The sequence below is a fragment of the Aeromonas sp. 603404 genome (assembly GCF_049171775.1).
Classification (GTDB): domain Bacteria; phylum Pseudomonadota; class Gammaproteobacteria; order Enterobacterales; family Aeromonadaceae; genus Aeromonas; species Aeromonas veronii_A.
Map to the genome: position 1 here is coordinate 133,784 of NZ_JAAKPE010000011.1, position 21,566 is coordinate 155,349.

At 57.0% G+C, this 21,566-nt stretch carries 18 protein-coding genes; 14 read left to right on the forward strand and 4 right to left on the reverse strand.

Annotated features, from left to right (window positions below; genetic code table 11):
- The first annotated feature begins 190 nt into the window (after window positions 1–190).
- The 12 genes from G5306_RS15095 to G5306_RS15150 all read left to right on the forward strand — a co-directional run bounded on the left by G5306_RS15095 (window position 191) and on the right by G5306_RS15150 (window position 14,599).
- Window positions 191–838 (forward strand): LuxR C-terminal-related transcriptional regulator, encoded by a 648-nt coding sequence (locus G5306_RS15095; RefSeq protein WP_042080923.1) that lies wholly within the window; start codon window positions 191–193, stop codon window positions 836–838.
- Window positions 838–1,281 (forward strand): curli production assembly/transport protein CsgE, encoded by a 444-nt coding sequence (locus tag G5306_RS15100; protein WP_421313086.1) that lies wholly within the window; start codon window positions 838–840, stop codon window positions 1,279–1,281. Before G5306_RS15095 ends, G5306_RS15100 begins: the two co-directional genes overlap by 1 nt.
- Before the next feature lie 11 nt (window positions 1,282–1,292).
- On the forward strand, window positions 1,293–1,694 hold the full coding sequence (locus G5306_RS15105) for a curli assembly protein CsgF (protein ID WP_042063493.1): 402 nt from the start codon (window positions 1,293–1,295) through the stop codon (window positions 1,692–1,694).
- 7 nt (window positions 1,695–1,701) lie between these two features.
- Window positions 1,702–2,541, forward strand: coding sequence for a CsgG/HfaB family protein (locus G5306_RS15110; RefSeq protein WP_005355003.1), 840 nt, complete (start codon window positions 1,702–1,704; stop codon window positions 2,539–2,541).
- A 186-nt stretch (window positions 2,542–2,727) separates the two neighbouring features.
- Window positions 2,728–3,249, forward strand: a complete 522-nt coding sequence (locus tag G5306_RS15115; protein WP_201952781.1) for a curlin — start codon at window positions 2,728–2,730, stop codon at window positions 3,247–3,249.
- Between the two features lie 34 nt (window positions 3,250–3,283).
- Complete coding sequence (locus tag G5306_RS15120) at window positions 3,284–4,735, forward strand: curlin (protein ID WP_216952160.1); 1,452 nt, start codon at window positions 3,284–3,286, stop codon at window positions 4,733–4,735.
- 110 nt (window positions 4,736–4,845) lie between these two features.
- Window positions 4,846–5,160: a curli-like amyloid fiber formation chaperone CsgH gene (csgH, locus tag G5306_RS15125; protein ID WP_257493016.1), complete on the forward strand. Its 315-nt coding sequence runs from the start codon at window positions 4,846–4,848 to the stop codon at window positions 5,158–5,160.
- An 89-nt stretch (window positions 5,161–5,249) separates the two neighbouring features.
- The gene (gene uvrA, locus G5306_RS15130; RefSeq protein ID WP_421313087.1) at window positions 5,250–8,078 is read left to right on the forward strand and encodes an excinuclease ABC subunit UvrA; all 2,829 of its coding nucleotides are present in this window, start codon (window positions 5,250–5,252) and stop codon (window positions 8,076–8,078) included.
- A 121-nt stretch (window positions 8,079–8,199) separates the two neighbouring features.
- Entirely contained in the window at window positions 8,200–9,876 is a 1,677-nt protein-coding gene (locus G5306_RS15135) for a sensor domain-containing diguanylate cyclase (protein ID WP_421313088.1), read from the forward strand.
- 458 nt (window positions 9,877–10,334) lie between these two features.
- Window positions 10,335–10,931 (forward strand): OmpW family outer membrane protein, encoded by a 597-nt coding sequence (locus G5306_RS15140; protein WP_421313092.1) that lies wholly within the window; start codon window positions 10,335–10,337, stop codon window positions 10,929–10,931.
- A 222-nt stretch (window positions 10,932–11,153) separates the two neighbouring features.
- Window positions 11,154–13,133: a HAMP domain-containing methyl-accepting chemotaxis protein gene (locus G5306_RS15145; RefSeq protein ID WP_164535993.1), complete on the forward strand. Its 1,980-nt coding sequence runs from the start codon at window positions 11,154–11,156 to the stop codon at window positions 13,131–13,133.
- An 8-nt stretch (window positions 13,134–13,141) separates the two neighbouring features.
- On the forward strand, window positions 13,142–14,599 hold the full coding sequence (locus G5306_RS15150) for an ABC transporter substrate-binding protein (RefSeq protein WP_421313089.1): 1,458 nt from the start codon (window positions 13,142–13,144) through the stop codon (window positions 14,597–14,599).
- Between the two features lie 73 nt (window positions 14,600–14,672).
- Here G5306_RS15150 and G5306_RS15155 read toward each other — a convergent pair whose 3' ends face one another.
- Window positions 14,673–15,473 carry a GNAT family N-acetyltransferase gene (locus tag G5306_RS15155; RefSeq protein ID WP_421313090.1) on the reverse strand — a complete coding sequence of 267 codons (801 nt, stop codon included), beginning with the start codon at window positions 15,471–15,473 and terminating at the stop codon, window positions 14,673–14,675.
- Window positions 15,474–15,802: 329 nt separating this feature from the next.
- On the opposite strand from G5306_RS15155, the gene metF reads away from it, so the two are divergent.
- Window positions 15,803–16,693: a methylenetetrahydrofolate reductase gene (gene metF, locus G5306_RS15160; protein WP_005340191.1), complete on the forward strand. Its 891-nt coding sequence runs from the start codon at window positions 15,803–15,805 to the stop codon at window positions 16,691–16,693.
- A 69-nt stretch (window positions 16,694–16,762) separates the two neighbouring features.
- Here the strand turns inward: metF and G5306_RS15165 are convergent, their stop codons facing one another.
- Window positions 16,763–17,827, reverse strand: coding sequence for a DUF3103 family protein (locus G5306_RS15165; RefSeq protein WP_219295629.1), 1,065 nt, complete (start codon window positions 17,825–17,827; stop codon window positions 16,763–16,765).
- Window positions 17,828–17,949: 122 nt separating this feature from the next.
- Entirely contained in the window at window positions 17,950–19,125 is a 1,176-nt protein-coding gene (locus tag G5306_RS15170; protein ID WP_421313091.1) for a benzoate/H(+) symporter BenE family transporter, read from the reverse strand.
- Window positions 19,126–19,244: 119 nt separating this feature from the next.
- Between G5306_RS15170 and G5306_RS15175 the strand changes: the two genes are divergently transcribed.
- Window positions 19,245–19,814 (forward strand): helix-turn-helix domain-containing protein, encoded by a 570-nt coding sequence (locus G5306_RS15175; protein ID WP_043822550.1) that lies wholly within the window; start codon window positions 19,245–19,247, stop codon window positions 19,812–19,814.
- A gap of 16 nt (window positions 19,815–19,830) precedes the next feature.
- Here G5306_RS15175 and G5306_RS15180 read toward each other — a convergent pair whose 3' ends face one another.
- Complete coding sequence (locus tag G5306_RS15180; protein ID WP_219295632.1) at window positions 19,831–21,027, reverse strand: NnrS family protein; 1,197 nt, start codon at window positions 21,025–21,027, stop codon at window positions 19,831–19,833.
- Between the last annotated feature and the right edge of the window lie 539 nt (window positions 21,028–21,566).

Sequence of the window (21,566 nt, forward strand, 5' to 3'; positions counted from 1 at the left end):
TTTCTGCCATATATTCCTGTTATGCTGGCAGATTGGCGAATTGTAATCGGTTTTTAAATCGAATAAAAACATATGGTTACGATATTTATGAGATCCATTCTCATACTTTTTTAATATTGTGCTCCCATACCTCCTTGGTAGACTCAGTCGGCCAGATTAGGTGGTTTACAGGTTCAAGGAAGAGCACACAATGAAAGCCGCATGCCCGATCGCACTGGTCACTGAAAATAATGTGCAGGCCAGCACATTTGCTGCCTATCTCATCTCTCATTTGAGCCGTCCCGTCCAGCTAATCCACGAGATTAATCAGCTAGATAACCAGTGTGACGGCACGCTGTTTCTCATCGATCTCGACTATATCCGCTCTGGCCAGTCACTGGGCTGGAACCGGGCGATCTCCGAACGCTTTGGCATGGCGACCACTGTGCTGCTCAATGCTCCCACTGCGACGGATCGCGACCTGTTGCTGATGTGGCCGCAGATCTGCGGTCTGTTTTTCCGTCAGGATCCGCTCGACCGACTGGTTGCCGGGTTGCAGAAAATCCTGTTGGGCGAGTACTGGATGCCGCGCCACCTGCTGTGCGAGCTGGTCGAATACTATCGCCAAGGCAATAGCTACCTGCTACGCAACGACACCCTTCTGACAGCCAGAGAGCAGGAGATTATCCGTTATCTGATGACGGGCGCCTCCAATGTCGAGATCGCCGACAGCCTGTTTGTCAGCGAGCACACCGTCAAATCCCACCTCTATAACGTCTTTAAAAAGCTGAATGTGAAGAACCGGATCCAGGCGGTGAGCTGGGCCAAAGAGTATCTCGATGCTCCGGACTCCCACTGATGAAAGCGCTCTCTGTGGCGTGTTGCCTTGCGCTGCTCTGGGGCTGCACGAGCGTTGTGGCGGCCGAGGCCGATGCACCGCTGGAGTCGGTACAGCCGGAGCAGGAGAGTGATCGGCTGGATGTGGATGGTTTGGTGCTGGACCGCACTTTTACCCGCTTCGGTCAGGGCTTTTATAACGAATTTACCCGGTTGCGCAGTGATGAAGACCCGAATGCCAGAGAAAATCTGACGATTCATGAGCGCCCGACTGCTCGCTGGGGCAGCCTGATCTGGATCACCCATAACCGGAAGGTGATTTTTAAAACCGCGCTCTCTCCCGGCAGCAATCAGCAGGAGCAGAGTGCCAAACTGGCTTGGTCACAGGTCAGGCAGACCCTCGAACAGCAGAAGATCGCGACCCTGTTCATGGATACCTTCGATTTGGAACATGATGAACTATAAGGATATTTCTCATGCGTGCCCGGTTATGGCTAGTTGCAGCACTGATAGCGCCAGCGCTCCATGCGTCGGAGCTTGTCTATCGCCCCGTCAACCCCAGCTTTGGGGGTAACCCTCTCAACAGCAGTCATCTGCTTGGCACCGCCAATGCGCAGAATGATTACAAGGATCCCGCCAGTGGCAGTGGTAGCAGCGGCACCTCGGCGCTGGATCGCCTGACCTCCAACCTGCAATCCCGCCTGATCAGCCAGCTGTTGGCCGATATCGGCAAGGATGGCAGCCAGAGCGGCAGTCTGGTGACCGATGATTTTGCCATCAATGTGGTGGATGAAGATGGCACCCTGGTGGTTTCGATCACCGACCGGGTGACCAACCAGACCACCATGATCGAAGTGAATGGCCTGATTGCTGATTGAGGGCGCGATGAAACGACAACTGTTATTGATAGTGCCCCTGCTTGCGCTGGCTGGCTGTGCGACCCATATTGGCTCGCCCGTTGCCGATGAGAAGGCAACCCTGATGCCGCGATCCGTCTCTTACAAGGAGCTGATCAGTCTGCCCAAGCCAAAAGGGAAAATTGTCGCGGCCGTCTACGATTTTCGCGATCAGACCGGTCAGTACCTGCCCGCACCGGCGTCCAACTTCTCCACGGCGGTCACCCAGGGTGGGGTGGCCATGCTGAGCACGGCCTTGTGGGACTCTCAATGGTTTGTGCCGCTGGAGCGAGAGGGGCTGCAGAACCTGCTGACTGAACGCAAGATTGTGCGGGCGGCCCAGAACAAGCCCAACGTTCCCGGCAACAATGCCAATCAACTGCCCTCTCTGGTCGCCGCCAACATCCTGATCGAGGGGGGGATAGTCGCCTATGACAGCAATGTACGAACCGGCGGGGCGGGGGCCAAGTATTTCGGCATCGGTGCCAGCGGGGAGTACCGCGTCGATCAGGTGACGGTCAATCTGCGTGCCGTCGATATCCGTTCAGGCCGGATCCTGAACAGTGTCACCACCTCCAAGACAGTATTGTCGCAACAGGTGCAGGCCGGGGTATTCCGCTTCGTCGAGTACAAGCGCCTGCTGGAGGCCGAGGCCGGTTTCAGCACCAACGAACCGGTACAGATGTGTGTCATGTCGGCTATCGAGTCCGGAGTGATCCGGCTGATAGCCAATGGTGTACGGGACAATCTGTGGCAACTGGCCGACCAGCGGGATATCGACAATCCGATCCTGCAGGAGTACCTGCAAGACAACGCCCCGCTGCTTTGAGTTTTCCCTCTCTCGCAATGCCCTCCCTGGTGGAGGGCATTTTTTTGGCCTCTATCGAATACGACTTAAGACTTTCTGCTCAGCGACAGGGCGGTGTTTTTCATCCTCGAATCAGCGGAGTGCCTGATAGGCCGCCTCTTGTCTGACAGGGATACTGTGGGCGTTTTCCAACAAGGCGATGGCGCGATGAAACATCTGTTGAGTGCTCTCTTTTTTCTGCTGATATCGGGCGCCCCGCAACTCGCCGCAGAGCCTGCCGTCTTTGATGAGCTGGCGATGGCAAGCGAGCTGGATTCCGGTCTGCAGAACGACGGGAATCAGGCGCTGTTGTGGCAACTCGGTAGCGAGCAGCAACTGCACCTCACCCAGCAAGGGGAGCTGAATCAGGCGCGCCTGCTGCAACAGGGTTGGGCCAATGAGTTGGCGCTCTCCCAGGTAGGAGATGAGAACTGGGTCAATGGTGCGCAACTGGGTGAGGGCAATAGCGCCGAACTCTATCAGGCGGGCATCAATAACCGGATTTGGCTGCTGCAACAAGGCAGCGGCAATGAAGCCTGGATCAGTCAGCAAGGGGCAGACAATCAGGCCCGGGCGATCCAGCTGGGTGATGGCAATCAGGCCAGCATCGAGCAGAACGGAATCGGATTAACGGCCACCGTCATCCAGATGGGGGCCAATCAGCAAGTAAATGTCGTTCAAACCAACTGAGCCTAGGCTCAACCATTAGCACGAGAGGGAAATCATGTTTAAACGTACCATCATTGCCTCGGCAGTTCTTCTGGCGACCAGCACCGCTTGGGCGGCATCTACTGGCAACCAGGCTACGGTGAACCAGGCCCAGAGCGGCAATATCGCCACCATTAACCAGGTGGTGGGAAGCGTCGATAACAAGGCTAACATCGATCAAGCTGGTAACAACAACACAGCTGTTACCACTCAAAAGAATACCGGCCAGTCAGATGCCGATACTCGGCAGGTAGGTGACAGTAACGAGGGTTACATCTTGCAACAAGGTGACACTAACCTCTCCAAAGCCTCCATCGATACAAAGGGGAACGACAACTTTGCTGATGTGATTCAGCAATTTGAGAATGGCGGTGCGGTTGCCGGGGTTGTGCAGGATGGGGATCGCAACGACGCCAAGATCAAGCAAGATAATGGTGACTTAGCTGACTCCAGGATCACTCAAATCTCGGATGGTAATCGGGCTGTCATTAATAACCAGATATCCGATTTCGCTCGGGCGAGTGTACAGCAGCTAGAAGGGGGGGCTCACCAGGCTGACGTGACCCAGACAGCGGCTGATGGAGCCAACGCCGAAGTGGTACAACGTGGAGAGAGCAATATCACCAAGGTGCTGCAGGCAACCGGTAACTATGACTATGCACCGGCGGAAGGAACATCTGCAGTGGTGACTCAGAGTGGTTCTTTGAACAATGCAGACGTCACTCAATACGATAGTGCCAACGTAGCGACTGTTGAGCAAAGTGGAACCCGCGGTGAAGTGGTGACTCTGCAGCAAGGGTCTGATGCCGGGAATGGCAACGGCCTGTTGGCCAAACAGTCTGGAACCGGGGAGTTTGCTGACCTGACACAGGATGGTAATCGCAACCGGATTGAGACCGACCAGCAAGGTACTGGCAATGATGCCTTGGTCAACCAGACAGGTGATGACAACAAGGCCGTGGTCAACCAGTTAGCCAGCAGTACCGATGGTGCGGTCACCATTGATCAGGTAGGTAATGACAACTATGCCAATGCAGTGCAACAAGCAGGCAGCGGCAATACCATCGATATCGACCAGAACGGAACTGGCAACCAGGTTGCCTCTGCTCGTGATGGTGAAGGCAAAGGCGCCTGGACCTGGGGCTCGGACAACGAGCTGGTCGTTGCTCAGAAAGGCACTGACAACTGGGCCTATGCCGATGCGTCTCACTCTGAGTCTGTGGTCAAAGTGACCCAGGATGGTGAGTTGAACAATGCCAAGGTTGAGTCCTACTTGGGTAGCGAGAACAAGCTCACAGTGACCCAGAACGGCGCTGAGCACGAGGCCAATGTCTATGTCAATGCTGGGGTTGGTGGGGGGCGCAACACCGTTGATGTGGTGCAAAACGAAAGCTTTAATACTGCCAATGTGACCGTATTGGGCAGCGATAACCATGCCTATGTCTATCAAGGGGCTGGTAGCAACTGATGGTCATCTCCGGATTCAGGGGCCTGCGGGCCCCTCTTTTATTGGTGCTGCTCTGTGGGTTGATGCTGGTTCATCGCGTCGCTTCCCCAGCAAGCGCCAGGGGAAACGAGATGGAGCCCGATCCGTCGATCCGCTTGTCCCTCAATATTGCGCAGAACGAGCAGGGGCTGTCACTTGCGCCAACGCTGCTCAGCAAGCGCGACTTGACGGTGAGTGTCAGCTTGCTGGTGCATGGCGAAGGGGCGGCCGGGAGCACGACTCAGCGCCAGAGCCGTAATCTGTCGCTGCGGGCTGGAGTGGTCATGGCGGTTGGCAAAATAGGGCTGGGTTTGCGTTGTCCCTATCGGGTCGAGGTCACCGCTCTGATATGGCAAAACGAGCGGCTGCTGGTGGAGAAAAAAGAGCAGATGGCGTGCGCCGGATGATGCGCATTTCATCTCATGACTGTCTATTCATCCAGTAGTCTCTATGCCATACTGACTCGCTCAGGTTTCTGTATCGAGCGTGCAACAAGATGGAAAAGATCGTGGTCCGGGGTGCTCGCACCCACAACCTCAAGAACATCAATCTGACCCTGCCCCGCGACAAGCTGATCGTGGTCACCGGCCTCTCCGGCTCGGGCAAATCCTCTCTGGCGTTCGATACCCTCTATGCCGAGGGGCAGCGCCGCTATGTGGAGTCCCTCTCCGCCTATGCTCGCCAGTTCCTCTCCCTGATGGAGAAGCCGGACGTCGACCATATCGAGGGGCTTTCGCCCGCCATTTCCATCGAGCAGAAGTCCACTTCCCATAACCCGCGCTCGACCGTCGGCACCATCACCGAAATCTACGACTACCTGCGTCTGCTGTTCGCCCGGGTCGGTGAGCCGCGCTGCCCGACCCATGCCATTCCGCTTGCCGCCCAGACCATCAGCCAGATGGTGGATCAGGTACTGGCCCAGCCGGAGGGGAGCAAGCTGATGCTGCTGGCCCCGGTGGTGCGTGACCGCAAGGGGGAACACACCAAGCTGCTGGAGAATCTGGCGGCGCAGGGTTATATCCGTGCCCGTATCGACGGCGAGGTGTGCGATCTATCCGACCCTCCCGCGCTGGAGCTGCACAAGAAGCACACCATCGAGGTGGTGGTGGACCGCTTCAAGGTGCGCGATGACCTTGCCTTGCGTCTGGCCGAGTCGTTCGAGACGGCGCTGACCCTATCCGGTGGTATCGTGTTGGTGGTGCCGATGGACGGGGAGGAGGGGGTTGCTCCCATGACCTTCTCCGCCAACTTCGCCTGCCCGGAGTGCGGCTACTCCATGTCGGAGCTGGAGCCGCGCATCTTCTCTTTCAACAACCCGGCCGGTGCCTGTCCCACCTGTGATGGTTTGGGCGTGCAGCAATATTTCGATCCGGCCAAGGTGATCGGCGATCCGGCCATCAGTCTGGCCAACGGCGCGATTCGCGGCTGGGACAAACGTAGCTTCTATTACTTCCAGATGCTCAAATCCCTCTCCGAGCACTACAAGTTCGATCTGGAGACGCCGTGGGAGGATCTGCCACTGAAGACCCAGGATGTGATCCTGCGCGGTTCCGGTCGCACCGAGATCGAGTTCCGTTACATGAACGATCGCGGCGACGTGGTAGTGCGCAAGCACCCGTTCGAGGGGATCCTGCACAACATGGAGCGGCGCTACCGGGAGACCGAGTCCAACTCGGTGCGTGAAGAGCTCTCCAAATACATCGCCAACAAATCCTGTACCAGCTGCGGTGGCAGTCGGCTGCGGGAAGAGGCGCGCCACGTTTTTGTCGACAACCGCAACCTGCCGGCCATTGCCGAGCAGTCCATCGGCGATGCACTGGCCTTCTTCGAAGGGTTGAACCTCACCGGCCAGCGCGCCCAGATTGCCGAGAAGATCCTCAAAGAGATCGTCGAGCGGCTTGGCTTCCTGGTGAATGTGGGTCTCAACTATCTGAGCCTGTCCCGCAGTGCCGAGACCCTCTCCGGTGGCGAAGCGCAGCGCATTCGACTGGCCAGCCAGATCGGTGCCGGGCTGGTGGGCGTCATGTATGTACTCGATGAGCCTTCCATCGGTCTGCATCAGCGCGACAACGAGCGGTTGCTCAAGACCCTCACCCATCTGCGCGATCTGGGCAACACGGTGATCGTGGTGGAGCACGACGAGGATGCCATCCGCCTCGCCGACCATGTGCTCGATATCGGCCCGGGAGCCGGGGTACACGGCGGGGCCATCGTCGCGCAGGGTACGCCGGAGGAGATCATTGCCAATCCCGAGTCACTCACCGGTGACTACCTCTCCGGTCGCAAGCAGATCGCCATTCCTGCCGAGCGCACCCCGCTCACCGGCAAGTGGCTGAAACTCAAGGGGGCGAGCGGCAACAACCTGCGCAACGTCAACCTGGATCTGCCCATCGGGGTGATGACCTGCGTCACCGGCGTCTCCGGTTCCGGCAAGTCGACCCTGATCAACGACACCCTGTTCCGCATCGCTCATCGCGAGCTCAACAAGGCGACCGAGTCCACCCCGGCGCCCTATCGCAGCGTGGAAGGGCTGGAGCATCTGGACAAGGTGGTGGATATCGACCAGAGCCCCATCGGTCGAACCCCGCGCTCCAACCCGGCCACCTACACGGGCCTGTTTACGCCGATCCGCGAACTGCTTTCCGGCACCCAGGAGGCGCGTTCGCGCGGCTACCAGCCGGGCCGCTTCTCCTTCAACGTGAAGGGGGGCCGCTGCGAAGCGTGTCAGGGGGATGGGGTCATCAAGGTGGAGATGCACTTCCTGCCGGATGTCTACGTGCCGTGCGACGTCTGCAAGGGCAAGCGCTACAACCGCGAGACGCTGGAGGTGAAGTACAAGGGCAAGAACATCCACGAAATCCTCGAGATGACGGTGGAAGATGCCCGCGAGTTCTTCGATCCGGTACCGGCAGTGGCGCGCAAGCTGCAGACCCTGATGGACGTGGGCCTCTCCTATATCCGCCTCGGCCAGTCGGCCACAACCTTGTCTGGCGGTGAGGCACAGCGGGTCAAGCTGGCGCGGGAGCTCTCCAAGCGGGATACCGGTCAGACTCTCTACATTCTGGACGAGCCGACCACCGGGCTGCACTTCCACGATATCCAGCAGCTACTCAAGGTGCTGCACCAGCTGCGGGATCGTGGCAACACCATCGTCATCATCGAGCACAATCTGGATGTCATCAAAACTGCCGACTGGATCGTCGATCTGGGTCCGGAGGGGGGCGCCGGTGGTGGCCGCATTCTGGTGACGGGGACGCCGGAAGAGATTTGCACCAATAAAGAGTCTCATACAGCTCGTTTTTTGAGGCCACTTTTGGCGCGATAAGCCGTTATAATCGAGGGGCCTTTGGCCCCTTTTTGTTATAAAAATCGGGAGCATAGGGGGAAGCTCGTCAAGTGTGGGCAGGCTTGGCATCTCAGCATCATGGTAATGGATATATCGGGTTATGGCTCAGGCTCCGCGCACGATTGATCATCAGTTGGCTTACTCCATGTTCCCCATCTGGCTGGGGGCGATCCTGCTATTGCTGGTCCTGCTGGCGTGGGCCCAAATCCCGGCTGCCAGCCGGATTGAAGAGCAGCGAATGAAGGGGCATCTGCTGCGCGTGACCAAGGCGGTGCAGGCGGATGTGGCCGCTCTGGATGCATTCAGTCGGGATTGGGGCATCTGGGATGACAGTCACCGTTTTATGGACAACAAAAGCAGGGCGTACATCGAATCCAACCTGTTCAGTGATATGCCGATGCGGGATTTTAGTCTCAACCTGATGAGCTTCATGGATCTCACCGGCTACGAAATCTGGACGCGCACCCTGCTACCCGATGCGCCGGGGATCAATCCGGACCAGTTTCCCTACTTCCTTGATGAGCTGAAAAAGCAGTTAAGGGCGCGCTCGGTGGCGCAAGGGGGCATCAATCTGCACGGGATCCGTGCTTCCCAGTGGGGGCCGCTGATGTACTCGTGGCAGCCGATCAGAAACAGTGACGAGTCGGCACCGTTCAACGGTTTCTTGCTGGTTGTACGTTGGCTCGACAAGGCCTATCTCGAGCAGGTATCGGAGCGTACCGCGCTGCCTCTGGCGATCTCCCACGCCAATCTGGATGTCACCGCTACCTTCAAAAAACTGAAACCGCAAATAACGTATCGCCTGATCGACCTTGGGCTCACCCGGCTTAGGGGAGAGGTGCGACTGCTCAACAGCGATAACCAGCCGGTGCTGACTCTGGTGATTGAGGAGGAGAGAAAGATCTTGAGTGGCGTCATGGAGGGGGCGCTCTGGACCTTTATTGGTATGCTTTTTATCAGTTTTATCTGCGTCATGATCGCCATGTACCGGCTCAACAGCATTGTGCTTACCCCGTTGCAGCAGCTGGTGTCGGCGCTGCAACGCTTTGGCGATCGGCCAGATGCCACCTTGATCCCCTATATCGACAGCAGCGCCGAGATGGCGACCTTGAGCGGCAAGTTCAAGGAGATGGCCAGCAAGGTCAGTCAGCAACACGATGATTTGTTGGAAAAATCCAGCCAGATGGAGATGGCTGCATTCACCGACCCCTTGACCCGTTGTTTCAATCGTCGTTATCTGGATAGCTGGTTGCAAGACAATTGGGCCCGCCCTTGTCAGCTGTTGCTGCTCGATCTCGATCATTTCAAACGGATCAACGACCGATTTGGTCATGATATGGGTGATCTGGTGTTGCAGCAGCTGGCAGAACTGCTGCACAAGCTGGTGGTGAGTGACGCCGAGCCCGTTATCCGGTTGGGAGGGGAGGAGTTTTTACTCCTGTTGCAGGTGGATAATGAGCAAGAGTTGGTACAGCGTGCCGATTATCTGAGGCTTCGTGTTGTTCAGCACCGTTTCGGTTCGGAGGAGAGGCCGCTATGGTTAACGGTTTCATCGGGATATTGTCGGTATCCTCTGCATCCGGCGTGCCCCGATACCTTCTGGAGCCACAGTTTCAAGCTGGCCGACCTGGCGCTCTATCAGGCAAAACTGAGGGGCCGTAATCGATGCTGTGGCTATTCGGGCACTCTGTCTGTTCGGGAGGTGATGGAAAAGACCCCGGAGCAACTTGTCGAAGGGAATAGTCTTGCGTTGCAACATACTGTCAGCCCGGATTAGCCCTGCCGGACCAATACCAGATAGGCCAGGGCGACAATAAAACCGAGCAGGATAAAGAGAAAGGATCCGATCCCCCAAACGGCCGCGAGAAAGGCCCCCACCTTTTGCCATTTCGACTCATTTTTCATAAATAAACCATTACTTCCCAGTAACTTGCACGGCGCAAAAAATACGCTGATTTGCCCATATTAACAACAATTAATAGCCACTCTGCCGAGCGATAAGGTGTGGTTTGCTTGCTTGTTTTGGCGCTGAATGGGGTTGGTTACAACCTGTCGAAACAGGTATTCCGGCTTGTTGTCTGGGGACTCAAGGAGATTGGGATGGCGCGCAAAGATGTCACACCAATCGATTTATTTCCGCGCAACCTTTGCTTCAAGTCAATAACTTTGCATTTACAAGGGCATATAGTCAGCGGGCTTACAGCATCAAATGAAAACAAAAAAAGGGATTACGTGATGAAAAAATTACTTCCTCTGATGATTGCCGCTGCAGTGGCCTCTCCTTTCGCCATGGCCCATCAGGCTGGCGACATTCTGGTTCGTGGTGGTTTGGCATTTGTATCGCCGCAGGAAAGCAGCACGCCTGTAGAGCTGGAAATTAATGACAACATGCAATTGGGATTGACTCTCTCTTACATGATTACTGATAACTGGGGTGTCGAATTGCTGGCTGCAACCCCCTTCTCTCATTCAGTCAAACTGGGTGGCGCTGAAGTGGCCAAGATCAAGCATCTGCCGCCGACTCTGATGGGTCAGTACTATTTTGGCGATGCTCAAAGCAAGGTTCGCCCGTATGTCGGTATTGGCGTGAACTACACCACCTTCTTTGATGAAGAGGGTCGTGGTGCACTGTCAGGAACCGATGTCAAAGTCGATGACTCCTGGGGTGTTGCCGGACAAGTTGGTATCGATATGGCGATCACTGACCGCTGGCTTGTCAACGGTTCAGCCTGGATCATGGATATCGATACCGATGTGCATACTGCGATTGGCACCATTAATACCAAGGTCGACCCGATGGCCTTTATGGTGGGTGTTGGCTACCGCTTCTAATGATTCTGACTGCGGCTCTGAACGGATCGCGGAAGATAGCAAAGTACGTCTCTTTCAGCCCGGCTTTTGCCGGGCTTTTTTCGTATTGCTGATTTTGTCTGGACTGTGATCCAACCCGATACAAATCAATTAAATCCCTGTCGCTTTATTTCAGTTATTCGCCACCCTTGCCGATAGTGACTATGTTCACTTTACCTTCCCCCAATGAGTGAGGATGTCTCCATGGGCTTATCTATTGTGCAGCGGATCATCGCCGGATTCGTGTTGATGCTGCTGTTGCTGATCCTGCTTGGTGTGATCAGTACCTTTAAAATCAAGGGTATAAATGACGGCCTCTCTGCCGTATCTGACCGGGCAACCCCGCTGGTAGTGGCTGTCGCAGGTCTAAAGGGGGCACTGCAGGATAGTAACCGCTGGGTGCTGGTCTACCGCACCAGTGAAGATGCCGCCCAGTTGCCGCAGCTGGCCAATCAGTTCAAGGAGCAGCAGAACCGCTTCGCCCAGCTGAGTCAGGAGATGGGTAAATTTACCGACGTAGCGGATGCTCGTGTCCGCTTCCAGCAGGTTGAGAGTGCTACCACCCAATTTTATGGCTTGGCGGATCAGGTGTTGGCCCAGCATCGGCAGTGGGTCAGTGCGCTGGATCAGCGCCACAAGCTGGAGATGGAATTTATCCGCCTTGAGGATACCTACCAGTGGGCGGCGGATCTGCTGCTGCAACAGACCGCCAGCAAGCGCTCCATGCGCAACAAGGCGGAGCTTATTACCTCGGGTATCGCCCGCGATCTGAAGAATATCCGCCGTGCCGATGCCAAAACCGACCTAAATGAGCTGGAAAAGGTACTCAGCAAGGATATCGAGATGGCCCGCAAGCGGTTGGAGCGGGTAGTGGTGCCCGATGATGTGAAAGCGCGCTTTGTCTCCAATCTGGATCGGATGCAGGAGTTGGCGCTCGGCGCTCAGGGCTTGCTGGCAACCATGCGTCAGGCTCAGCAACTGGCGCTGTCGCTGGCCACGCAAAATCAGCAGCTGGATGCCAGTCTGGTCAACAGCCTCAATTTGCTCGATGAGATGGGCAAGTCCGCCGGTGCCATCGCCAGCGACAGCCGGATCAACGCCGATGCGGCGGTCAGCAGTGCCAGCTTCTGGATCCTGGTGGTTGCCGCGATGTCGGCCGCTGCGGCGCTGGTGATCGGCTATACCACTGCGCGCAGCATTCAGCGCCCGTTGCAGATGATCAACAAGGAGCTCGATTACATGGCGGCCGGTGACATGACCCGCCGCATCAACTACCGCAGCAGTTGTGAATTTGGCAGCCTTTCCCGCTCTATCGATACGCTGGCGGGCAAGACCGGTGAACTACTCTCTCAAATCAATGCGGGCTCCCGCCATCTGGTGGATGAGGCGAGCCGGGCCGCCGAGATCAGCGAACGGGCCATGTCCCGGGTACAAGAGCAGAAGAGCCAGACCGATCAGGTGGCCGCCGCCATTACCGAGCTGGAAGTGAGCGCCACCGAGGTGGCCCGCTCTACCGATGGCACCAAGCGGGAAGTGGATCTGGCCGATGAAGAGGCGCGTAATGGTCGCCAGAAAGTGGCCACCACTCGCCGGATCACCGAGCAGCTGGCTGGCGCCATGGAAGAGGCGGTCGGGATCACCTACAAACTTGGGGAATTCAGCAACAACATCGGCAGCATTCTCGATGTGATCCGCAGCATTGCCGAGCAGACCAACCTGCTGGCGTTGAACGCTGCCATCGAAGCGGCTCGTGCTGGCGATGCCGGTCGCGGTTTTGCGGTGGTGGCCGATGAGGTACGGGCGCTGGCCAATCGCACCCAGACCTCGACCGAAGAGATCCAGGGGATGATTGAGAACCTGCAGAGCTCCAGCAAGCATGTGGTTGAAGTGATGGGGCGTAGCCAGGAGCAGACCCAGAGCTGTGTCGAGCAGACTCGCGAGATGGATGTGGCGCTGCAATCCATTGCCGATCGGATGGGGGCCATCAAGTCGATGGCGGATCAGGTGGCCCATGCCGCTCAGGAGCAGATCTCCGTCAGTCAGGGGGTCGCTCGTCATATCGCCGGTATTGCCGATGTGGCATACGAGACTGAGCGCGAGGCGCGCGAATCCGCCAGTAGCAGCGAAGTGCTGGCCGACCTGGTCGCCAAACAGCAGCAATTGATCGCACATTTCAAGGTCTAGGAGGGCTTATGTCTAAAAAGTGGATTGGAGCCCTGAGTCTCCTGTTGTGTGGCCAGCTGATGGCCAGCGAGCTGGTGATTGAAAGCTGGCGAACCGATGACAAGGCGTTGTGGGAGCAGAAGATTATCCCGGCGTTTGAAGCGGCGCATCCCGGCATCAAGGTGAGTTTTCATCCGGTGCAGAACGTCAACTACATGCCCACCCTGTGGGAGAGCCTGAAAGGCGGTAAGGCGGGGGATCTCATTACCTGTCGTCCGTTTGATGACTCGCTCGCCCTGTTCAAGGCGGGCCATCTGGCCGAGCTGACCGAAATGGCAGGGATGGAGAACTTCCCGAGTTTTGCCCAGTCACCCTGGCAGACTGACTCCGGTGCCCAGACCTTCTGCGTACCCATGGCCTCGGTGATTCATGGCTTCTTCTATAACAAGAAGATCTTCAGTGAGTTGGGGCTCACCTTGCCGCAAACCCGCGATCAGTTCTTTGCCGTGCTGGACAAGATCAAGGCCGACGGTCGCTATGTGCCGCTGGCCATGAGCGGTTCCGAGAGTTGGGTTGCCTCCGAGCTGGGGTTCCAGAACATTGGTCCCAACTACTGGAAGGGAGAGGACGGCCGTCTGGCACTGATCGGCGGGCAGGAGCGGTTGGACAACCCGCAATATGTGAAGGTGTTCGATGAGCTGGCGCGCTGGCGCTCCTACCTCGGTGAAGGTGGCGAGAGCCGCGATTATGCGACCAGTAACGAGCTGTTCACCTCGGGCAAGGCCGGCTTCTACGTGGCGGGCTCCTGGGAGATTGCCCCCTTCACCGGCAAGGTCGATTTTGGCGTCATGCGTCCGCCGGTGGCCAAACAGGGTGATGGCTGTTTCTTTACCGACCACACCGATATCGGTATGGGGATGAACCCGGCCAGCAAGAACAAAGAGGGGGCAATGGCCTTCCTGCAGTGGCTGACGACGCCGCAATTTGCCGAGCTCTATACCAACTCGTTGCCGGGATTCTTCTCCCTCTCCAACCACTTCTTCGATGTCACCAATCCGGCGGCCAAAGAGATGATGGAGTGGCGCGATCAGTGTGACTCGACCATTCGGGTGGCGACCCAGATCCTCTCCCGTGGTACGCCCAAGTTGGGGGATGAACTGGCAGAGGTGAGTCAGGCTGTGCTGCTTGGCAAGATGGAGCCCAAAGCTGCCGCGGATCGCCTAGAAAGTGGCTTGAAGGGCTGGTATGCCCCTCATCAGGGCAACAAGGCCAAGAGCGTGGATTGTCAGTGTGATGCGGTTGCTCCTGCTTCGGCTTCAGCGCCAGCGACTGAGGTGTCTGCAGCCCCCGCGACCAGTGAAACGCCTGCCGTGGTGGCACCCGTAGAACCCGCATCAGCCGCCGCTGCACCATTACCGGCGCAGTCGGATGAGGTAGAGCAGGCGCTCTCCAACGAGCTGGAGGCGCCACAGCAGCCACAGCAATAGGTCATCTGCATCAATAAGAGCGGGAGGCATCAGCCTCCCGTTTTTTTATGGCTCGCGGCCAGCATGTATCGCTTTATTGTACTTCGTGGGGCCAGCGGCAGAGGCTGCCGATGCGAGCAACCGGGGCAAACCCCAGAGAGCGGTAAATGCGCTGCGCATGGTAATGCTCGTCGGCCACTATGATTAGCTGTTTGGCACGGGATAATCCTGCGCGAGCCACTTGACTCAGCAGCTGGCGGCATAACCCCTGGTTGCGCCACGCATGGTGCGTGCGTACCAACTGGAAGCGCCCAAGTGTGCCGCAAAAGAAGAGACCACAGCTGGCGACCAGTTGCCCCTCTTGCCAGATCCCCCACCAGTCCCCGAGACCATCGGCAATCATGGCCTGATAGAGCGCCTGGCGGGATCGCAGATAGGGGAGATAGCTCTGTTCAGAGTGTTCCTCATCCCGCTCATGGAGTTCGAAGTCGAGCCACTCAGGCCAATCAGCAGTAGTGAAGGTGCGTGCCTCAACCTTGTTCATGTCGTCGTGAGGGGGCGGGCAACTCTGTTCATCCAGCGCCAGCACCACGCACTCCATATATTGGTAACCCGTTGCGACAAAACCGGCGATCCGGCTGTTTTGCCCGGCCGCCAGTGGCCATTGGAAGGTGCGGTGGCGCACTCGAGGATCCTGGCCGATCAGCTGATCAAATGTGGCTTCCAGCCAGCCTTTGTCACGGTCGCTGGGTGGGTTGGGGAGCAGCAGGTAGTTGCCGAAGTAGTAGTCGGGAGCATCCGGCGTGCGAACCGCCCAGAACTGATCGTGCTGAACAACCTCGCCCTGATAGCGATCGAACAGCAAGTCGGTGGCAAAGCCGGGATGGGTATCCATGATGGTGCTCCTGCAAAGACTCATTCTGTTATCGGCAGGAGTGGGAAATAGATGAAAAGGGGCCGGAGAAACCTCCGGCCAAACAATCACACGCAGATTCAGAACGTCCAGGACGATCTGCCCCCATCATAACTCGACTGGGGCAATTTTGGGATGGGCACTTTTCGGTTACGTACCGTTAATTTTGTAAATATGAAGTTCGTCAGATCGGATGTGAGGTAAATCTCTGTTGACTTTGTGTCGTTTTGCTCATAAATATAAAGACGTTTAGACGTCCAAACATCCGTTTTGACGTAGGCAGATGGATTGTAGGACAGGGAGAAAAGCAGATGGGATTTCACAGTGCACGTCAGGTTGAGGCGCTCAACCAGAGCTTGGCAGATTTGAATGGCGATATATCGGTCAGTTTCGAGTTTTTTCCGCCCAACAGTGAAGGGATGGAGAATACCCTCTGGCAGTCCATCGAACGGCTGAAAGTGCTGGAACCCAAGTTCGTCTCTGTTACTTATGGCGCCAACTCCGGTACCCGTGATCGCACCCACAAGGTGATCAAGGACATCAAGGAGCGGACAGGCCTGATTGCGGCGCCGCACCTGACCTGTATCGATGCCAGCCGCGACGAATTGCGCACCATCGCCCGCGACTACTGGAATAGCGGTATTCGTCATATCGTGGCTCTGCGCGGTGATTTGCCGCAGGGGTTGGAGAAGCCGGATATGTATGCCACCGATCTGGTTGCCCTGCTCAAGTCAGAGGCGGACTTCGATATCTCGGTTGCCGCCTATCCGGAAGGTCACCCGGAGGCCAAGAGTGCGCAATCCGACCTGCTCAATCTCAAGCGCAAGATCGATGCCGGTGCCAACCGCGCCATCACCCAGTTTTTCTTCGATGTGGAAACTTACTTGCGCTTCCGGGATCGCTGCGCGGCCATCGGTATCGATGCCGAAATCGTGCCGGGGATCCTGCCGGTCTCCAACTATCAGACGCTGGCCAAGTTTGCCGGTTTTACCAACGTGAAGATCCCGCGCTGGATGCATCAGCGTTTCGAGGGGCTGGATAACGATCAGATGACCCGCAATCTGGTGGGGGCGAGCATCGCCATCGATCAGGTGCGCGTGCTGAGTCAGGAAGGGGTGAAGGATTTCCACTTCTATACCCTGAACCGCTCCGAGCTGACTTATGCCATCTGCCATACTCTGGGGGTTCGTCCCAAGGGTTGACCGGTGGTCACCGCGATAAAAGCAAAAAGCCAATGAGTTGCTCATTGGCTTTTTCGTTATGGCCGATTATCAAGGTCTGGTCGGGGCGATCTCTTTTGGCTCAAGATCGATAACCGCATTACCGGCAGCCCCCGGATACTGGCGATAGACCTGATCCTGCTCCAGTGTGTAGAAGGTATCCAGATAGTCGTCGTTGTTGGTCATCCAGGAGTCGGGCAGTGCCTTGACGATGCGACCGCCGAGATCGAGGAAGGGCAGGGCTTCCGGCACGCCACCCGCAGTAAAGCCGAGTTTGAGAGCTTCAATCAGCAGGGCGCTCAGCTCCTTATAGTTGACGTTGTCATCCTGCTCCATCATCACCACATCGACGGCACCCCAGCGATAGCGATCCCAGTAAACCAGGATCTGGTTGGGGGTGTAGTCTGTGTTGTCATAGTCGAGGTAGGGCATGTCGACAATATCGACCACTGGTTCATCCCGGCTGGGATTAACCCCTGCGACCACAGCATACACTTCGGCTGCGCCGAGCAGCCAGGGCTCCTGATCATCCTTCAGCCTGATCTTTTTCAGGATACTGGTCTTGAGTGGCACTGTGCTGGCCGTTACTCGCGGGGCGCTTTGCAGGTCCGCATCGGCCAGCGCCTTGCGCATCACCTTCAAGCCTGCGTTTTTGGCTTTGACGGGATCGGCTTCGACTACCAGAACCGGCCGGGCCGGAGCCTTGTCCACATCCAGATAGACGGGATTGCCAGCACTATCGAACGCTTCAATGGCGCTCCAGCTCTTCTCATCCCCACTTGGAACATAGGCGACCAGCGGTTCGACGCCCTGCTGCAGTGCTGTGGCCTGATCGGTGTTGGCCAGCCTCAACTGCATCAGTTGCTTGACCTCGCCATCCAGTCCTTGCCGGCTGATGGCTGCCTGGTTGGCATCGCTCGCCTGCCGTTTAAGGCGCGGGCTGGCCTTCTGCAGCAGGTTGGGAAGCGGGCTCTGGTATTGCTGATTGCTCAGCAGGGGCAGCAGGTTTTTCTGCTGAAGTGCGAGCTGGCGAGCCAGCTCTCGATCCGTATCGGCAGCCTGGACGCTCGTAGCACCCAGTATGGCCAGTAGTAACAAGACAGCCTGATTTTTCATTTTTATACTCCGTTGCATGGAACCTGACAGGGCACCATGTCCGGGAAGATTGGTGCCCTGACGCCACTAGAAGGAAATTAGTTTCACTTGTGAATCATTTTATCTGGATAGTGTGCAGAGGTTCACGGTTTGAGGTTCAATTGATTCCTTTGTCGATATAATTGGAACTGATAGATAGCCAGACCAATCAGCAGACCCCAGCAGGCTGCCGCGATGCCGAGCAGGCTGATCCCGGACGCGGTAATGATAAAGGTGAGCAGCGCAGCTTCTCGCGCTTCATCCTCTTGCAAGGCCGAGTGCAGGCTGCTGCCGATGGTGCCGAGCAGGGCTAGCCCTGCGACACAGGTCACCAGTATCGCCGGGAAGGCCGTGAACAGCGCCGCCACCGTGGCCCCGAAACAGCCGGTCAGCAGATAGAAGCAGCCAGCCCACACTGCCGCGGGCCAGCGCCGGTTGGCATCCGGATCCACCTCTTTCCCCATGCAGATGGCCGCAGTGATGGCCGCCAGGTTGAAGGCGTAACCGCCGAATGGAGCCAGCAGCAGACCGGTGAGGCCAGTCCAGCTGATCAGCGAGGAGGTGGAAGGCTGATAGCCGTGGGCCCGCAAGATGGCAATTCCCGGCATGTTTTGCGATGTCATGGTGACAATGAACAGCGGCAGCGCGATACCAAACAGAGCATCAAGGGAGAAGGCTGGCCATGTCCAGACCGGGCTGGCGAGTTGCCAGTGAAGGGTGCCCATTTGCAAATCCCCCCGCACGCTGCAGATCAGCATCCCCACTCCCAGTACTAGCACCATGGTATAGCGGGGCCAGAGATGACGACCCAGCAGGAAGGCCAGCAGCAGGGTGCCAAGCAGCAAGGGATCTTGCGGGGCGACCTTGAATAGATCCAATCCGAATCTGAGCAGCACGCCAGCGAGCATGGCGGCGGCCAGTGGAGCCGGAATATGTTTCATCAAACGGTCGAACCAGCCGCTGATGCCACACAGAGTGATCAGCAGGGACGAGATCACAAAGGCGCCGATGGCTTCCGCCAGAGTGAAGTTGCCCAGCGTGGTGATCAGCAGTGCCGCACCCGGTGTGGACCAGGCGGTTAGTATGGGTATGCGGTAATAGAGAGAGAGGCCGATGCAGCTCACCCCCATGCCGATCCCCAGCGTCCAGAGCCAGGAGGCGACTTGAGCTGTATCTGCACCCGCCGCTGTGGCGGCCTGGATGATCAGGATGACGGAGCTGGTGTAGCCGACCATCACGGCGATAAATCCTGCGACCAGATGGGGGATGGCGAAGGGCATGACTCTTCCTCTTGGCGTTGTGACGCGCTGTGCGTTATTACGTACAATACAGCTTTGACTATATCGCCGTGCGCTATAGCGCACAAGGCGCATCGTGCAAGAGTAATAAAGAGGCAGTTATGCAAGAGATGAGTCAGCATCTGGCTGCTCGACTGAAGGGGCTGCGCAGCGAGCGCGGCTGGAGCCTGGATGCCGCCGCGCGCGAAACGGGTGTCAGCAAGGCGATGCTGGGGCAGATTGAGCGGGGAGAGTCCAGCCCGACAGTGGCGACGCTGTGGAAGATCGCCACCGGTTTTCGAGTCTCATTTTCCAGTTTCATCGAGCCCACACCCGCCACGCCGGAAGAGGTGCTCTATCGCACCGCCGATGCTATTCGCCAGCAGCCTGCGGGTGAGGGCATGCAAGTGGCACCGCTCTTCCCTTATGAAAACCGGTTTGGTTTCGAGTTGCTTGAGCTGACCCTGTTACCGGGTTACCAGCGTGAATCCGAGCCCCATGAGCCGGGAGTGACCGAGCATGTCATCGTCATCAGTGGCATGATGGAGGTGCTGGTGGAAGGGGAGTGGCGCTCATTTGAGCAAGGGGAGGCGGTGCGTTTTGCTGCCGACCGTCCCCACGGTTATCGCAATCTCGGCATAGCCCCGGCTATTTTTCACAACTTGATCCACTATCCGGTGGCAACACCCTGAACATGTTACGCAGTCATCAACCCGGACGACCATCTGCTCTGGGGCGGATCAGTATCGGGGTATAGACCCAGACAAACAGACCATAGGCAGCGATCCAGGCAAGCGCGCTGAGGTTCCAGCCATGCAGGGTAAAAGTGGGCCAGAACAGCGGAATTACCACCCGCATTGTGGCGGCAGCGATAACCAGGGCGAATGCGCCAGTGATCCTGCGTCCTACCTGCAAGGCTCTACCGCTATGGCCGAGGGAGACTCGCGCAATCATGCCCAGGATCATGGTCCCCATGCAGCCTGCGCTGAGCAGGTGGCTGGCCATCGACAACGTGATGGGCAGATCCGCGCTATGTGCCGCAAGGGCGAACAGGCCAAGAGGGATAAACAGATAAGCGAGATGGAGTGACCACAGCAGGGGATGCGTAAGGGTCGATGGCAGATGCCAACGCAGTTGTCGCCACAGATGCAAACTCGCCGCCACTATATAGAGAGGCACTATATATATGCTGGTGACCCATTGGGTGGGGAGTAACAGCCAGCAGAGCAAGATAAGCCACTGTGTCGCGAGCGCAGTCCGTTCCAGCCAGAGTAGAGGTGCAGCTTTCTCCTGACCGGTTGCTCGGGCGGTGAAGAACGGAATCACCCTTCCACCCATCACGGCGATCAGGGTGGTAAACAACAGCACAGTGGTGATCAATAGGTGCTCAACGGTGGTCCAATCGGCCTGCCATAACCAGCTGGCGCCATTGAGCAGGGTCAGTATCAGCAACAGGGGCACGAAGAAGAGGTTGCGCCATTGCCGGGTTATCAAGATAGGCTTGGCAAGGAACCAGGCGCACAGCGGCAGCCAGAGCAGGTCTGCTACCATCAGGAGCGTATTCTCTTCACCCAGCCAGGGTAACAAGGTCCTTGGCAACATCCACAACCCCACCACCATTGCCAATGGCCAGCTCCGAACCCCGGGATGGGCCGTCCAGTTCTGCACCGCGGTGAGCAGAAAACCCGCGACGATGGCAGCCCCGAAACCAAACAGCATCTCATGACCATGCCACCAGGTCGGGTTGGCAATCCCTGGCAAGGTAAGCCAACCGTTGAGCTGCCCCAACCAGAGCAACATGCCGACGGCAGCAAACAGAGCACCGAACAAGAAGAAGGGTCGGAACCCCAGGCGGAACAGCGGGACGATTTGCTCTTCCTTATGGCTATCGAGGATTTGATGCATGAGGGCATTCCAATTAAACATTTGAGATGGCAATTATAAGTTGGCTTTTCAAATGTTCAATTTAAATCCGGCAATAGCCAGGATTGATGTCATTTTGAGCAAAAAAAGAGGTGGTTGCTTGATATCTGAGCGAACTAACTTTTTTGCTGAAAAAGCCCTTGTCATCCCGGCGCGGCTCCCTATAATGCGCCCCTACCAGCACGGCGGAACACGCCGGACTGATGAGCCAGCTTCCTAGCGAAGTGGGCGCCGAAAGAAAAGCGAAAACAACCGCTTGACTTTCGAGGTGAGAAGCGTAATATGCGCCTCCTCAACGCGACAAGCGTGATGTTCTTTAACAATTTGAATCAAGCAATCTGTGTGGGCACTCACAGCATCGAACATCAAAAACAATTTTTGATTTTCAATGTCTGGTGAAGTGACCAAGACGATTTCTTAGCAATAAGAAGTCGAAAAGTTTATTTCAGCAATTCATTGAGCCGCTTTTCGAAGCAACCAAACTTAAATTGAAGAGTTTGATCATGGCTCAGATTGAACGC

Coding starts and splice junctions, on each gene's coding strand:
- G5306_RS15170 (WP_421313091.1), bottom strand. CDS start 19,125: ATGCCCTTCGCCATCCCCCATCTGGTCGCAGGATTTATCGCCGTGATG.
- csgH (WP_257493016.1), top strand. CDS start 4,846: ATGGAGCCCGATCCGTCGATCCGCTTGTCCCTCAATATTGCGCAGAAC.
- G5306_RS15180 (WP_219295632.1), bottom strand. CDS start 21,027: ATGCATCAAATCCTCGATAGCCATAAGGAAGAGCAAATCGTCCCGCTG.
- G5306_RS15105 (WP_042063493.1), top strand. CDS start 1,293: ATGCGTGCCCGGTTATGGCTAGTTGCAGCACTGATAGCGCCAGCGCTC.
- uvrA (WP_421313087.1), top strand. CDS start 5,250: ATGGAAAAGATCGTGGTCCGGGGTGCTCGCACCCACAACCTCAAGAAC.
- G5306_RS15135 (WP_421313088.1), top strand. CDS start 8,200: ATGGCTCAGGCTCCGCGCACGATTGATCATCAGTTGGCTTACTCCATG.
- G5306_RS15115 (WP_201952781.1), top strand. CDS start 2,728: ATGAAACATCTGTTGAGTGCTCTCTTTTTTCTGCTGATATCGGGCGCC.
- G5306_RS15155 (WP_421313090.1), bottom strand. CDS start 15,473: ATGGATACCCATCCCGGCTTTGCCACCGACTTGCTGTTCGATCGCTAT.
- G5306_RS15145 (WP_164535993.1), top strand. CDS start 11,154: ATGGGCTTATCTATTGTGCAGCGGATCATCGCCGGATTCGTGTTGATG.
- G5306_RS15150 (WP_421313089.1), top strand. CDS start 13,142: ATGTCTAAAAAGTGGATTGGAGCCCTGAGTCTCCTGTTGTGTGGCCAG.
- metF (WP_005340191.1), top strand. CDS start 15,803: ATGGGATTTCACAGTGCACGTCAGGTTGAGGCGCTCAACCAGAGCTTG.
- G5306_RS15110 (WP_005355003.1), top strand. CDS start 1,702: ATGAAACGACAACTGTTATTGATAGTGCCCCTGCTTGCGCTGGCTGGC.
- G5306_RS15100 (WP_421313086.1), top strand. CDS start 838: ATGAAAGCGCTCTCTGTGGCGTGTTGCCTTGCGCTGCTCTGGGGCTGC.
- G5306_RS15120 (WP_216952160.1), top strand. CDS start 3,284: ATGTTTAAACGTACCATCATTGCCTCGGCAGTTCTTCTGGCGACCAGC.
- G5306_RS15175 (WP_043822550.1), top strand. CDS start 19,245: ATGCAAGAGATGAGTCAGCATCTGGCTGCTCGACTGAAGGGGCTGCGC.
- G5306_RS15095 (WP_042080923.1), top strand. CDS start 191: ATGAAAGCCGCATGCCCGATCGCACTGGTCACTGAAAATAATGTGCAG.
- G5306_RS15140 (WP_421313092.1), top strand. CDS start 10,335: ATGAAAAAATTACTTCCTCTGATGATTGCCGCTGCAGTGGCCTCTCCT.
- G5306_RS15165 (WP_219295629.1), bottom strand. CDS start 17,827: ATGAAAAATCAGGCTGTCTTGTTACTACTGGCCATACTGGGTGCTACG.